14 protein-coding genes and 2 pseudogenes are annotated in these 12,603 nt (G+C 48.3%); 5 read left to right on the forward strand and 11 right to left on the reverse strand.

Features of this window, described 5'->3' with window-relative positions; translation table 11 throughout:
* The first annotated feature begins 71 nt into the window (after positions 1-71).
* Complete coding sequence (gene ampC / locus PGR09_RS00350) at positions 72-1,217, forward strand: CMY2-MIR-ACT-EC family cephalosporin-hydrolyzing class C beta-lactamase (RefSeq protein ID WP_430915719.1); 1,146 nt, start codon at positions 72-74, stop codon at positions 1,215-1,217.
* Positions 1,218-1,377: 160 nt separating this feature from the next.
* Here ampC and PGR09_RS00355 read toward each other — a convergent pair whose 3' ends face one another.
* Both PGR09_RS00355 and PGR09_RS00360 read right to left on the reverse strand, forming a co-directional pair.
* Positions 1,378-1,728 carry a DUF1493 family protein gene (locus PGR09_RS00355; protein WP_045391055.1) on the reverse strand — a complete coding sequence of 117 codons (351 nt, stop codon included), beginning with the start codon at positions 1,726-1,728 and terminating at the stop codon, positions 1,378-1,380.
* A pseudogene (locus PGR09_RS00360) lies at positions 1,722-1,829 on the reverse strand (STM2901 family protein); the annotation flags it as partial. The pseudogene PGR09_RS00360 and the gene PGR09_RS00355, both read right to left, overlap by 7 nt.
* Before the next feature lie 152 nt (positions 1,830-1,981).
* Here PGR09_RS00360 and PGR09_RS00365 point away from each other — a divergent pair.
* Positions 1,982-2,608 carry a helix-turn-helix domain-containing protein gene (locus PGR09_RS00365; protein ID WP_015704506.1) on the forward strand — a complete coding sequence of 209 codons (627 nt, stop codon included), beginning with the start codon at positions 1,982-1,984 and terminating at the stop codon, positions 2,606-2,608.
* Positions 2,609-2,635: 27 nt separating this feature from the next.
* Here PGR09_RS00365 and PGR09_RS00370 read toward each other — a convergent pair.
* The 9 genes and pseudogenes from PGR09_RS00370 to PGR09_RS00410 form a co-directional block, all read right to left on the reverse strand.
* Positions 2,636-2,773, reverse strand: a pseudogene (locus tag PGR09_RS00370) (IS3 family transposase); the annotation flags it as partial.
* Between the two features lie 147 nt (positions 2,774-2,920).
* Positions 2,921-3,247 carry a DUF1493 family protein gene (locus tag PGR09_RS00375; RefSeq protein WP_015704508.1) on the reverse strand — a complete coding sequence of 109 codons (327 nt, stop codon included), beginning with the start codon at positions 3,245-3,247 and terminating at the stop codon, positions 2,921-2,923.
* Positions 3,241-3,705, reverse strand: coding sequence for an STM2901 family protein (locus tag PGR09_RS00380; RefSeq protein WP_015704509.1), 465 nt, complete (start codon positions 3,703-3,705; stop codon positions 3,241-3,243). Before PGR09_RS00380 ends, PGR09_RS00375 begins: the two co-directional genes overlap by 7 nt.
* 1,180 nt (positions 3,706-4,885) lie before the next feature.
* Positions 4,886-5,983, reverse strand: a complete 1,098-nt coding sequence (locus PGR09_RS00385) for a hypothetical protein (RefSeq protein WP_096962790.1) — start codon at positions 5,981-5,983, stop codon at positions 4,886-4,888.
* 93 nt (positions 5,984-6,076) lie between these two features.
* On the reverse strand, positions 6,077-8,401 hold the full coding sequence (locus tag PGR09_RS00390; protein ID WP_430915835.1) for a primase-helicase zinc-binding domain-containing protein: 2,325 nt from the start codon (positions 8,399-8,401) through the stop codon (positions 6,077-6,079).
* Between the two features lie 23 nt (positions 8,402-8,424).
* Positions 8,425-8,748: a DUF5375 family protein gene (locus PGR09_RS00395; RefSeq protein ID WP_000842357.1), complete on the reverse strand. Its 324-nt coding sequence runs from the start codon at positions 8,746-8,748 to the stop codon at positions 8,425-8,427.
* Positions 8,745-8,969, reverse strand: coding sequence for a hypothetical protein (locus PGR09_RS00400; protein WP_001014982.1), 225 nt, complete (start codon positions 8,967-8,969; stop codon positions 8,745-8,747). Before PGR09_RS00400 ends, PGR09_RS00395 begins: the two co-directional genes overlap by 4 nt.
* Positions 8,969-9,517 (reverse strand): host cell division inhibitor Icd-like protein, encoded by a 549-nt coding sequence (locus PGR09_RS00405; RefSeq protein ID WP_077880138.1) that lies wholly within the window; start codon positions 9,515-9,517, stop codon positions 8,969-8,971. Before PGR09_RS00405 ends, PGR09_RS00400 begins: the two co-directional genes overlap by 1 nt.
* On the reverse strand, positions 9,514-9,774 hold the full coding sequence (locus PGR09_RS00410) for a helix-turn-helix transcriptional regulator (RefSeq protein WP_000556937.1): 261 nt from the start codon (positions 9,772-9,774) through the stop codon (positions 9,514-9,516). Before PGR09_RS00410 ends, PGR09_RS00405 begins: the two co-directional genes overlap by 4 nt.
* A gap of 903 nt (positions 9,775-10,677) precedes the next feature.
* Between PGR09_RS00410 and PGR09_RS00415 the strand changes: the two genes are divergently transcribed.
* Genes PGR09_RS00415 through PGR09_RS00425 form a run of 3 tightly spaced genes read left to right on the forward strand, consistent with a single transcriptional unit; the run spans position 10,678 to position 12,255 of the window.
* The gene (locus PGR09_RS00415) at positions 10,678-11,430 is read left to right on the forward strand and encodes a hypothetical protein (RefSeq protein ID WP_000214379.1); all 753 of its coding nucleotides are present in this window, start codon (positions 10,678-10,680) and stop codon (positions 11,428-11,430) included.
* Positions 11,427-11,981 (forward strand): phage polarity suppression protein, encoded by a 555-nt coding sequence (locus PGR09_RS00420; RefSeq protein ID WP_050308207.1) that lies wholly within the window; start codon positions 11,427-11,429, stop codon positions 11,979-11,981. Before PGR09_RS00415 ends, PGR09_RS00420 begins: the two co-directional genes overlap by 4 nt.
* 1 nt (position 11,982) lies before the next feature.
* Positions 11,983-12,255 carry an ogr/Delta-like zinc finger family protein gene (locus tag PGR09_RS00425; RefSeq protein ID WP_001185335.1) on the forward strand — a complete coding sequence of 91 codons (273 nt, stop codon included), beginning with the start codon at positions 11,983-11,985 and terminating at the stop codon, positions 12,253-12,255.
* Positions 12,256-12,603 lie beyond the last annotated feature (348 nt).

Here is a 12,603-nt window from a genome sequence, read left to right on the forward strand (position 1 = left end):
ACACTGAGCGCGTCTGAAGGGCCCGGACGAGAGTGGATATTGAGCGAGAACCGATAATGGAAAAATACTTCATGATGAAAAAATCCCTTACAGGCGTACTGCTGCTGGGCGCCTCATTTTCGACGTTTGCCGCGCCGCAAACGGCGGATCAGCTGCGCGAACTGGTCAATCAGACCATCACCCCGTTAATGAAAGAACAGGCGATACCGGGGATGGCGGTGGCGGTGATCTATCACGGCAAACCCTACTATTTCACCTGGGGCCAGGCCGATGTCGCCGGGCAGCGTCCGGTGACGCGACAGACGTTGTTTGAGCTGGGCTCTGTTAGTAAGACTTTCACCGGCGTGCTTGGCGGCGATGCGGTGGCGCGCGGTGAAATTAAGCTCAGCGATCCGGCGCAGAAGTACTGGCCGCAACTCACCGGCCAGCAGTGGCAGGGGATTTCGCTGTTGCATCTCGCCACCTATACCGCAGGCGGTCTGCCGCTGCAGGTTCCGGACGAGGTGACGGATGAAGCGGCATTACTGCGTTACTATCAGAACTGGCAACCGCAGTGGGCGCCAGGGAGTAAGCGGCAGTACGCCAATACCAGCATTGGCCTGTTCGGCGCGCTGGCGGTGAAACCTTCCGGCATGAGCTTTGAACAGGCGATGAGCCAGCGGGTATTGCAGCCGTTAAAACTGAGCCACACCTGGATTAACGTACCGTCCGCCCAGAGCAAGGATTACGCCTGGGGTTATCGCGACGGTAACGCGGTACACGTTTCGCCGGGGCAGCTGGACGCTGAGGCTTACGGCGTGAAGTCGAGCATTGAGGATATGGCGCACTGGGTGCTGGCGAATATGAACCGCGAGACGGTGCAGGATAAAAAACTGCGGCAGGGGATCCAGCTGGCGCAGTCGCGCTACTGGCGGGCTGGGGAGATGTATCAGGGCCTCGGCTGGGAGATGCTGAACTGGCCGGTGTCGGCCGAGGTGCTGATTAACGGCAGCGATAATAAGGTGGCGCTCGCCGCGACGCCGGTAACGGCGGTCAATCCACCCGCGCCGCCGGTGAAAGCCTCGTGGGTACATAAAACCGGCTCCACCGGCGGATTCGGCAGCTACGTGGCCTTTATCCCGCAACAGGATCTCGGCATCGTGATGTTGGCGAATAAAAGCTACCCCAACCCGGAGCGGGTGAAGGCGGCGTATCATATTCTTGAGGCGCTGCAGTAAGAACGGTTGCGCTGCGCTTAGCGGGGCCAAGGTTGGCGCTAACTGAGAAAAACCCCGGTCGCGCTTACGCTTACCGGGGTTACAAGTTGGCACTAACCGGTAGCCCGGATAAGGCGCAGCGCGCCGCTATCCGGGGGAGGGGCTCTTTATTTTCAAACAACTAACGATACAGCCATCTCCCAGCCTGTGCTGACGCAATGAGCATCGCGAGTGTTAGCGGCTCCGGTGTGCGCGGAGAAATGCGTTTGGATTTCGGTAATAGGAAATTAGGGAGGAAACCCTGTTCGGGAGGCCAATAATTAAATAAATCAAATGCATCTTGCTTTACATTAAACTGACGGAAATACGATTGCATGATGTCATCGCCACTTTCTCTGGCCCAGGGATAATCGCCCATATTGAGTGATAAATCCGCATTCACCTGCTGCTTTTTGCCGGTAAGTGTCGGCTTGTTCCATTGCGTTTCATACCATGCCAGAACGGCTGCTGCGATATTGTCTTGATCTACCATAATTTATCGTCACCTCTGGCAATGGCGTTGTATCTAGTGGTTGCTTTTATTGATACATAAATTACATCCCCTGTCAGGTGAATAATCCCGAGGATGGGTATCAATAAAAATGTCTTTTCTCATCTCTTTTTATTTGTTCAGCTAATATTCCCTGGTTAAGTTAACTCACGATGATCTAAAGCGAGCTGCTACTTGCGAATGGATGCAATCTGCTGAAAACTATCAGCGAGATGGTGAACCACAGGGAACGGCAATGGCTGGACGTATTGACTATCAGATTGAAAAATTTCAGTTCATCGAGCGCAACGAATCCCCGCGTATTACCCGCCAGTGGGCGGAAGTTATTGCTGAATGTCAGCAGGAAAAGGCGAACAGTGAAACGCGTTTGCGTACTGCATTGCTGAATGTCGACTACGCCACCAGCTTCGAACTGCCGTTTCGTTTATTGCTTATCCGCGCCCCGCAGCTGGTGGATCGCTTACGCCATGCGCTGGCGCTGAATCAAAAGAACGTGGTGATTAATGGTAAGAAGCGCGGCTGCGTTTACAGCCTGAAAGCCGATCTCAGCGCCGTTCCGGATGAGTTTCGTTATCGCTTTGTGAGCCGGATTATTCGCAGCGGGCCGGATGCGGTTTCCGCCGCGCCCTATCAGCAGCTGGCAAAAGAGATAAAGGCGCCGCGCGAGCGGTTACGTTTGGCGCTGGAAAGTGGCCTGCAGGTCAATGCGCTGGATGGGCTGTTCTGGTTTGGTATCCAGCGTATCGCCGCGGATATTTCGGCGCTGCGTTCTGCGGGAATGGCGATTACGACTGCGGAAGTGGAGGTGGCGGATAGCCTGACCAGAACGACGCGAATGATAGCGGCGTATCAGGTGGGGTGATCTTACCCACGTAATATGGACACGGTGCTAAGCGAGCTTCTGATTTTCAAATTGTTCCGGGCTAAGTCCGCCACAGGCACTGTGACGACGCCACCGATTGTAATCGCACTCGATATAATTGAACACCATCGTTCGCATCATTTCCCGACTGATAAAGCGCTCGGCGAAGATCTGGAGGTCATTAGTAAGATGTTGGGGCATCGCTCCACCGAACACACACGCGCCTACCTGGGGATCACACAGGCCAAAGTAGACGCACTACGAACGAAGTATTCAACGGGCATTAAGAGAGGGACACGCGCTTGGGCATTCTTATTCGTACAACCATCTTCCGGCTTTAGCTGATTCGATCAGCATACCAACATTGAAATCTGGTACAGGAACAGGCTCTGTTTTCTTAAATGGATTCCATGAAACAGGCTGATCAGGATAGTAAGTTTCTATTTTAAAGTTTCCCCGTTCAACCTTGAACGCATCGAAAAACTTATCCATTAACTCACCAGCTTCAAGCTCATCAAGACTCAAATCAGTATCAAGATCCGTTTCAGGTGTTAGCTCTACTTTCTTGAACTTGAATAGGTACGTGCCAGCGTAAGGCCGTACAAGCTCATAAACGCGCTGCTCAACATTGTTTACCATAACTTATCGTTACCCCGCGCTATAGCGTTGTAGTCTCGGATAGTGCGATAGGTGATTTGAGAGATATCAGAAGCTAAGATAACCCACCCCACGACAGGAATAGCCCTGCCCGTAAATGTTCCAATGTTAGCTACCGCCCTGATTCTGATTGTAGAAGGTGGATAACCACCAATAACGGAAGGTAGTTTGATACCGAAAGGGAACTGCGCTTTTTTGAACACTTTTCGCGAGGCTTTAGACGCATATGATGTTCCCTTTTCAGCACCGTTTGGTTTTGCCCTTGTAGGGAGAGTATTACGCCCAGATACAATGGCAACTACAGCACCGAAATCAACAAGACCTAAACCAAGTTGATCAACAACATTTTCACAGAAGACCATGAAAAATAGCTCGGAGGCGGTGAGGTTTGAACGCCCCGCATAGAAGTATGTTCCGTTAAGTTCCTCGACTGTATCCACGTCCAAATCCTTTTGACTCTGAATGTATTGCAATCATAACGGCTGCTTTTCATACAGTCACCTCTAAAACATGTTGTTAGCCGCTCGTGCCAGCTTGATTTCCTCTCGCTTTCAAGCCAGGCTTTCCCCTCTGGTGCTGCCCGGAATTTACGAGCGTGAATCTTACGGTTGTTGCGCTTCGTAGCTGCTTTTTGGTTAGCTTTTGACATGATATCTCCTCCGCTGAATCTGCCAGCGCGCAACGTACAGCAGAGAGACAGTACAACGAAAGTTACAATGGTGCAGATAATAGATGACCATTACGTGCCGTGTTGGGCACATAAGAAAAGGCGGCGCGTAGCGCTTCCGCAGGTTGAATCCCTTCGCAGGGAGGATAAAGCCTTAGCATGTTCTCTTATCAGGTGATCGTTATACTCCGGTGATCGAAACCGTGGCAGAGCCGGATTCATTCCCGATCCGGTTAGTCTTCCCAACATTACGCCTGTTTATTCTCTGCGACCTTTCACAAGGTATAGCATCATTGAGCGCCGCACGAAGCGCGGAACGTATCGCTAAGGGTTCAAGTGACGTGTTTAGAGAGTCCGGCAACTCTTTCAGCTTCAAGGGATGGCAAAATTTCTAATGCTGTTCGGGCTTGAGCCTGGTAACTACCCGCCAGTACGTTGTACAATACTTGAGCCGATACAACGCAAAAGCATTTACCAAGAGTTATCAAGGATGATAATTGAAGATACAATCCGTTAGATTTTTTACGCTAAGTGATTGATTTTATTAGATGGTGCCGATAATAGGAACAAACAAATCAACTTAATTCGTTGTTTTACAAGAATTTATTCTTATCGACAAATAATCCTATACACATGGCTATACACATTGGCGGGAGCGTTCAAAACTCGTCCACCTCATCGCACAACAAAATACTTTTTCTTAAGAAAAGCGTACATACTATTCACCATCATATTTTTATATGAAATATCAATATGATAGAAGTTAACCATTAAGTGAAGAGTGAACAGCAAACCCTACATTTGATCTTAGACCATAATAAAACCCAGCATTCGCCGGGTTGGTGGTCCACTCGCAATAAATTTATGATAGGTCAAAACTATCTTTTCCTAAATTTTAACCTATTCTAAAAGAATAGGGCTGTGAAGTTAGCCCCATCCTTAACCTATTAAATTTATTCAAGATATAAGGATTGCTCAATGAACTGACTGGCACCACATAAATGAACTTTAACCTCACGCTCACCAAAAAACGCCTGCCAATATTTTTTTATATCCTTTTCTTTTTCTTTATCTCTTTCATATGTTACGACTTCAATTTTAACACTTCGTTTAATCATTCGAGATAAAAGTTGTCTCATTTCAAAATCGGCATTCGGCAACGAATAACCTATGAAGATTATTTTGTCAGCTTCAGATAATTCAATACCAGCGTTCTGCCAAATTATTTTGTATTGAGGATTTGATAGATCCTTTAGAAAGGTAGGCATAATAAGATTTGATATCAGTCTATTCTCTTTATTTACTGCGTCATGATTTTTATCACAATGCCTACATGTTGCCCCTCTCGCAACCCCTATTTTTTTATTAAACCCGACATAAAGGCGCATGCATCGCGAACATTGTAGCCAGTTAAGTGAACCATGAATCTTCAGCAGTTTCACATTAAAACCACCTGCTCCTAACATTTCTAGACCCGGCTTTACCGTTTCGTCCCTTTCTTCTAAGGAGCTTATATAACAGCAATAATCAACAACTGCACGTCCGTGGTAGTTCCTTTGGATGTAATCATACAATGAATTATCTAGTAGAATATCCCAGTTGGTACTAATAACGCTTACAGGATCATGCTGTCTATAATTACCACCCAGCCTCTCGCTACATTTCCTCACTAAATACTCAGCGAAGTGGTCAATATATTCCTTACTATTCCCTTTTCTTTCCAAGATCCTCCTAATGGCCAAACCAATGATATTAAAAACAGCATCCCTTGTCTTTGTCATTTGCTCAATAGACAGACCTCTAAACTGGATATTATCCGCCAAGCACCGGTCTAAAGGAGTGAACATATCTTCAATCTGAACATCTTTAAATTGCTCACGTTTATAATATAATTGTTCAGTAAGTAAGTTTTCAAAAAGCTGAAAATCTGAACCATTAAAATAGTTTGAATCCTCTTGGTGTATTTTAAATATCTCACCCATTATTTCCGCCTGCATAGGCGCGCCAGCTTCTTTTGAAAATCCAGCACCAAGCACAAATACAGTTTTCATCCACAACCTCTTAAATTATATTCTGCGGTCAGATATTTGAAGATTAGCTTATTCATATGTCAAGAAAAAACCGGCTTCCACCGGTTTAAATACCTATTTTGTGATTTCGAGACTGCACTTCGGTAGCCAGTCAGCATTGCATTCTTCTCTAAGTGCCAGATTGGTCTGCATTCCCTGATTGGTCCGCCGCTTCTCGTACTGCAGCCCATACTCTTTCAGCATTAACGGCAACCCCTTGCCAAACATGGTCAGACTGAGCGTGTTTTTATAGCCGTTGGCTTCCATGTAGACCAGATAAGCATGGTAAAGGTATGTACGAGGCTGACGTGGGACAATATTGGCGTTCCCCATAAACATGCCGTTGGTGTCAGGTAATGCCTCAAGGTAGCCACAAAAATCAAATGCTGGATCAGCATCACGCTTGATGGTGAGAGCCTCATCAGAATTCTGCTGCGACTGAAGCAATGTTCTGGCGCTCATCGGATCGCTGAAACGCTGCATGAGCTGACGAACAATCACAGCCAGTTCTCGTGCAATTTTATCTTTCAGCTGCGGATCGCGTTCTTCCGGTGCTATCTGCTCAGGAAAATGCAGAATAACTCTCCTGCGGGACACACCACCACTGCGATCAGTGAAGCGCATAGGATTATTATTTACGGCCAAGATAACCGCCGGAATATGTGTTGAATAAGCATTCTGATATTTGGGGTCCACAGATACTGCATCGCCACCAGTTATAGCCTTAAGCCCGGCGCCGTCGCCGCTCCACTTCTCCTGATCAGGCAGGCGAATAAGAGAAAAACCTATCAGAGCCGCACGTTCTCGCGGGGACTCCAGCGTTTCAATGGTCGCAGAGGTGGCGTTATCCTCTCCAGCAAGCATGGTCGCAATTTCAGCCAGAATACTTTTGCCACTTCCACCAGGGCCAGTCACTTCCAGAAAGAGCTGCCAGTCATAGCGGTTCGCCAGCACCATAAATAACGCTGCAAGAATAATGTCGCGTTTTGCTGGCTTGTGTCCGGCGGCCCGGTCCAGCCAACGCCAGAATGCCGGGGCATGAGTTTCAAGCGTTTCCCCTTTTACCGGTGGCGTGAAATCGACTTCACACACGGTACGCAGCCAGTTCTCTTTACAGTGCGGACTAAAAAGCCCTGTTCGCGTATCGAGGACGCCATTACGAAAACCAATCAGATGACGTGCCGGATTTTGCTGCTGCGGAACAATTAACTTTAATGTTTCCACCAATGAGGCAATTTTTCCTGAGGAAAACGGTGCACCGAGGCGCTGGAAAAGGGCTGCGACATCTCGGGAAAAATCTGACTGAGAAATCACTTTCCACGCTCCAGACTCGTAGCGGGATAAAAGCTGTCCGTTCGGATCAACCGCCAGTGCATCCCTGTAATGCTCCCGAACCCTCTGAGCTTTTTCGCTGACACTCATCGCTGTGAATTCTGCTTCACTCATTGTGTCGAAAGGACTGGCGTTATGTGGCTTCAAAGCCTCAAGAATTGCCTTCCGGGTGGATTCCTCTCCGTATTGGGTAAGCACATCATTCCAGTCACCAAAAACCGGTGGCAGCACAATGTCACACTGACACGCTTTTGCAGCAGTTTCAGCCCTGATCTGGCCTGAACCATTCAGATCGCGGTCCGCTGCAATAATTAACTGATATCCAGGATACTTATTATGGGCAACTCTGGTCAGAGAAAGAAAGTTGACCGACGAAAATGCCACCATGACGGCTTCTCCTGTCAGATGATGAATGGTAAGCGCCGTTGCGTAACCTTCTGCAATCCAAACCCTTCTTACAGAACTCCCGCCCCCTTCTATCAGATGATAGGCCTCCTTAACCTGACCTCCTTTAAGAAAACACTTGCTACCATTGCCACTGATAAGCTGAATATTCACCAGCTCCCCGTCAGCGTTATAGAGCGGGACGATCAAATCACCGGGGCGGAACATCACCCCACCGGTTTTATGAGCTGAAGTCAGCTCATGGCAAACATGCTCCGGGAAACCTTTATGTGTAAGATAAGTGTTTCCGGCAGATTCACGCGAGGCTTGCAGCAGTCGCGCGGCAAGTGCTGCCGCTGCATCTTTCCCGCTATCGGTATCGGCGGTTAACGTCCTGACTTCGGAATTAGCTATAAACAGACCATGTGTCAGTCCATGTATCCTGTCAGCTGCTTCACTGATATCCACATTCAGTGCCCTGGTGACAAGCGCTAAACCATCCCCGGCTCCGCACTGATTGCAGAACCATGTTCCGCGTCCTTCCTGATCGTCGAAGCGAAAACGATCTTTACCGCCACAGACCGGACAAGGCTGATGGCGATTTTTCAATATATTCACGCCCAGCGCTGGCAGAATCTGAGCCCAGTGACCGCGGGCAGCCTTCACGGCCTGACTGACTTTCATTCCTGACATGATGCAGTTCTCCCTCAGTGTAAAACCGGCTTTTTGATGTGACGGACGCATAACTCATCCATTACGGCTATCCCGAGCTGGGAGAGTGCGGGACAGGACATTAGAGGGCCGGATTCCATCAGGTCTGAAAGCAGGGCGCAGGCGATTTCCATGCCTTTTGTTTGCCCGTGCTGTCGCAGATAAAATCCTTCAAGCTCACGGGCAATAGCGGTTTCAATTTCATCCAGAGTGAGCTGCAGGTGGCGGTTTTGCTGATAGCAGGCACTCAACCAGGCGCAGGCTACCGCGCGGCGATACAACGCTACCCGAAGTGAAAGGGAAAGAGTGCGTGATTTCATTGCACCACCTCCATGTTCATCAGGTCATCCTGGCAACGCTGTACCACGCCATCAAGCTGCTCTGTCATCAGATAAATCAGGGAAACCAGTTGCTCACATTGAGCACTGGCAGGTTTTTCGTAGCAATCCTGAAGAACAGCCATTCCGGTGACAAATTCCCCCACGTTACGAAGATGCTTCAGGCGGACAATATCGTCATAAGAGATTGCGGCGTGATTCATCACATCACCTCCCGGACAGGCAGGCGAGCAGCAAGGCAAAGCACATATTCATGGACCAGTGAAAGACGTGCATGAGACTCATCGCTGGCGACAATACGCAGCATACTGATACGTGGTTTACGTTCTGCACGACGAACGGCGGCAAAAACAAATATAAATTGAGGATGTGATGGGGCGAGGATCGTAGCCATAAGGGCAATCTCCAATAAGTAGCGGTTATTGCCACCACCAGAGCTGCAAATCTCATGGGTGATGGCCCGGACGGGGTTTGCAGTACCGGCCTTATTGGAAACCGGCCAGCCCGAAGGCTGCCCCGCCCGGACCACCATTATCTGACAGGAGCCACGGTGTAAGCACCACAGCCCGAAAAATAGGTGTGCCTGAGCAACGACATAAAAAAACACGCTCGACGCGTGCTGTGTCGCCAATAAGTTACACGGGCTGCAAATCCCGGCTGCCGATTTTGCGGCAGCGGAAAAACTATAACTGGAAAGGTTGCCAGGACGCAAGCCACAAAAAAAGAGATGAGACTGCAAAGCCAGATTCACGCATGGACTCCTTGCTCGCGGGCTGCAATTCGCGCCGCCATCCATGCACTGACCTCCGACTGTACCCAGGCAACATTTTTCCCACCCAGGGAGATCTGCTGCGGGAAGGCATCACGGCTGATAAGGTCGTAGATGGTTGAACGGGATAGCCCGCAAAGGTGCATCACTTCAGGTAATCGTATGAAGCGCTCCTGCTGAGTCGGAACCGGGAGCACCGGAGCAGCTGGTGCCTGGGTGGAAACGGAAATAGTATGCATCTCGCTACCTCTCTAATATGTTTTCAGTAGTCCGGAGAATTCCATCCGGATTCAGGTAGTTCCTTATTATGTTTATATAAGCGGCTCGCGCATGCTTTATTTAATTAGAGTGAAATATTGCTTTCTCAAAAAATAAAACAGCTAAAAACCGGATAAAACGGACAAAAACAAATCATTCCTTCATGGAATATAATAAGGAACTTAAAGAATAAAAAAGTCTATTACACCAGGCAGGATCGCAGCTCAAGCCTGAACCAGACCATATCATTCCGGGCGTTACATCATAAGGACAAAGACGGCACCGGAATAATAAAAGGGCCAAAAAACATCCATAAAAAACAGTTCATCATATGTATTAATTAAATTAACGACTAAAAAATTAAATTACCCGCATCCTTCCGCATTTATCCGGATGTGTTTAATGAGCATCAGACAGATTCATTTTTATGGATATTTTCTTGAAATGCAACCGAGTGTAGGGAGGTTAAGTTTTGAATTTTCAAACAGACATAAGACACATTTTATACTGTATATTGAATAGTGTTGAATACGTGTGAATAGTGGTGATGAGTAAAAATCTAGTAATAAACTGAAATAAAGATCGCGACTCATATGAAAAACAAATATAAGTTTAAATTTATCTCTGTGAACAGTCATGAACAGTAGATGACCACTTTGATTTAAACACTACACTCCTTAATTCCATGTATTTACTATTCTTTTATAAAAGTGAACAGTAGTGAATAGTATGTATTAAAGGAAGGGTGAAGATCAGACATGACACCTTTCTCTGGCTAGCCAGAACAAGGTCATTGTTCAGTCACTGGCACAATCCTCATCGGTAGTGCGCTTGTATGGGCACCGGCACAATTGACTCAACAACAAAACACTACCGGAGCAGCCATGACAACTGTTAACCAGATCCCTGATGTAAACATTACACCTTCCCTCCCGCCGAAAATTCGCGAAGCGGTAGAAAAAGTTAAAGCAGCAAAAGCTGTCTGGCAGGAAGAACGGCGAAAACAAACTGAAGCCGCTGCAATGACTGAAACTATCCGTAAACGTCAGGAAGATACAAAAACGGAGACGCAGGCGCTTAATGATGAATGGCGAAACCTGTTTCGTGAGAATCAGGGGAATATGACGCCACGAATGAAAAAACTGCGGGCAGAAATCGCCCTCGGACGCGAAACACTGGATGAGTTCGAAGATTTGCTGGCAGCTCAGGCCGCAGAAAATGAATTCCTGCCATGGAAAACTGCGGATGCTGCAAACCGCTACATCAGCGAACATAATCGCCTGATTGAAACTCATGCAGTGTGGCTCTGGAATGAGTTTATGAAGGAACACGGCCAGAAACTTATTCAGATCCTTGGACTGCTGAAAATGACTCTGGGCCGAAGCGCATCTTCTGTTATCGGTGTAGTTCATACCGTAAACGACCCCGAAAGTGTGCTGAAGCAATTTATCAGCGAGCAACTCACCACTCCGGCACTGTCCTGTAACGTATCTTCAACGGATGATATTGCCCTGCCGGGGATCAGCATTTATGCGGACGATAAAGCCATACAGGATGCCAGACAATCACCCAGCCCTGCAGCGCGTTCCCGGATGCTTAAACAGCGTGACATGGTTAAAGGGGGCGAGAAGGAATGAATACCGGAACCATTACTAAGGAAGCTCTCAACGATTACCGCGCGGCGATAAAAAGCTGGCTGACACTACGTAATGTGCAAAGTACCAGCCAGCTTCGTCTGGCGGCTTTGCTGGATACTGAAGAAAAACCCGCAGCATATGCCAGCCAACTTGAGGATCTTCGTGAGCATCTTGCACTCCTCGAATGGCAGATTAACTGTGCCGCCCGGGATGGTCTTTATGCTCACCAGATTGTGCTGGAAAGCTGTGTTACAAGCGCAACTGAAAACTTCATGAGCGAGCATGGTGATGCACTCACTGACGCTCTGGCTCCTTTTCTTTGCGCACCATACGGGCTTGAGGCGGCAATGAAAATATTACGAACCGCTGTAGCCCGACAAACGGAAGTCCGTACTCCGGTAATTTCAGCAGCATATAAGAGCATTATCGACGAAACCGGATTAACGGTGGATGCATCAATGCGCGCTGATGCTTCAGCCAGTTTCACCCCGGCACAACATAAAGTTTTCCTGGCCCGCCTTAACCGACTTAATGAAAAAGGAGTGTGCTGATATGGCCCTGAAGTGTCCTGAATGTGGCGCGGTCGCTCACGCTAGAACCAGCGCCTATGAAGCTCCGTCGGTTAAACGCTCATGGTATCAGTGCCAGAGTCTGGAATGTTCCTGCACATTTACCGCACTGGAAAGCGTGGATACGATAATTATGAAGCCTCGGCGCAATGAACAGGCATCAGACAAAGCAAAAATGCCGGAAAAACAACAGCAAACTCTCAATCGCTATGGCTCCGCGTCAAAGCTGTCAAACCGTCAGCAAATTCCTGTCTGATTAGCAAAATACGCCCACGAAGTCTCGGTCCAGTACCGGGATTTTTTACGCTTTTTCCCTGGCTGGCCTGAGAGCGTATGAGTGCATATCTATGGCGCATGAAAACGCATGAGTCTCATGCGCCATTTTTGACGCGAAAGCCCTTGTGTGGTGGCTTCTGAGACGATTTAAGGGGGGCATGAAAACCAGTCTGTTAAGCGAAGCGGGCAGGCGGGCGGGGCTGCGCACGCTGAGGGGAAGTATTGAGATCGGTGAGGGGAAATCTGATTCATTAAAAAGGCCGCTTTCGCGGCCTGTTTAGCTAAAAGGCAATAGTGTGTCTAAATCGGTCCATCCTCAAAACGTATC

It is taken from the genome of Klebsiella sp. 141251 (assembly GCF_050600725.1).
GTDB lineage: Bacteria > Pseudomonadota > Gammaproteobacteria > Enterobacterales > Enterobacteriaceae > Klebsiella > Klebsiella aerogenes.

What these genes read in the sequence shown, in the direction of transcription:
- PGR09_RS00365 (WP_015704506.1), top strand. Translation starts at nt 1,982, where the DNA reads ATGGCTGGACGTATTGACTATCAGATTGAAAAATTTCAGTTCATCGAG.
- PGR09_RS00390 (WP_430915835.1), bottom strand. Translation starts at nt 8,401, where the DNA reads ATGAAAGTCAGTCAGGCCGTGAAGGCTGCCCGCGGTCACTGGGCTCAG.
- PGR09_RS00400 (WP_001014982.1), bottom strand. Translation starts at nt 8,969, where the DNA reads ATGAATCACGCCGCAATCTCTTATGACGATATTGTCCGCCTGAAGCAT.
- ampC (WP_430915719.1), top strand. Translation starts at nt 72, where the DNA reads ATGATGAAAAAATCCCTTACAGGCGTACTGCTGCTGGGCGCCTCATTT.
- PGR09_RS00355 (WP_045391055.1), bottom strand. Translation starts at nt 1,728, where the DNA reads ATGGTAGATCAAGACAATATCGCAGCAGCCGTTCTGGCATGGTATGAA.
- PGR09_RS00420 (WP_050308207.1), top strand. Translation starts at nt 11,427, where the DNA reads ATGAATACCGGAACCATTACTAAGGAAGCTCTCAACGATTACCGCGCG.
- PGR09_RS00385 (WP_096962790.1), bottom strand. Translation starts at nt 5,983, where the DNA reads ATGAAAACTGTATTTGTGCTTGGTGCTGGATTTTCAAAAGAAGCTGGC.
- PGR09_RS00425 (WP_001185335.1), top strand. Translation starts at nt 11,983, where the DNA reads ATGGCCCTGAAGTGTCCTGAATGTGGCGCGGTCGCTCACGCTAGAACC.
- PGR09_RS00375 (WP_015704508.1), bottom strand. Translation starts at nt 3,247, where the DNA reads ATGGTAAACAATGTTGAGCAGCGCGTTTATGAGCTTGTACGGCCTTAC.
- PGR09_RS00395 (WP_000842357.1), bottom strand. Translation starts at nt 8,748, where the DNA reads ATGAAATCACGCACTCTTTCCCTTTCACTTCGGGTAGCGTTGTATCGC.
- PGR09_RS00415 (WP_000214379.1), top strand. Translation starts at nt 10,678, where the DNA reads ATGACAACTGTTAACCAGATCCCTGATGTAAACATTACACCTTCCCTC.
- PGR09_RS00410 (WP_000556937.1), bottom strand. Translation starts at nt 9,774, where the DNA reads ATGCATACTATTTCCGTTTCCACCCAGGCACCAGCTGCTCCGGTGCTC.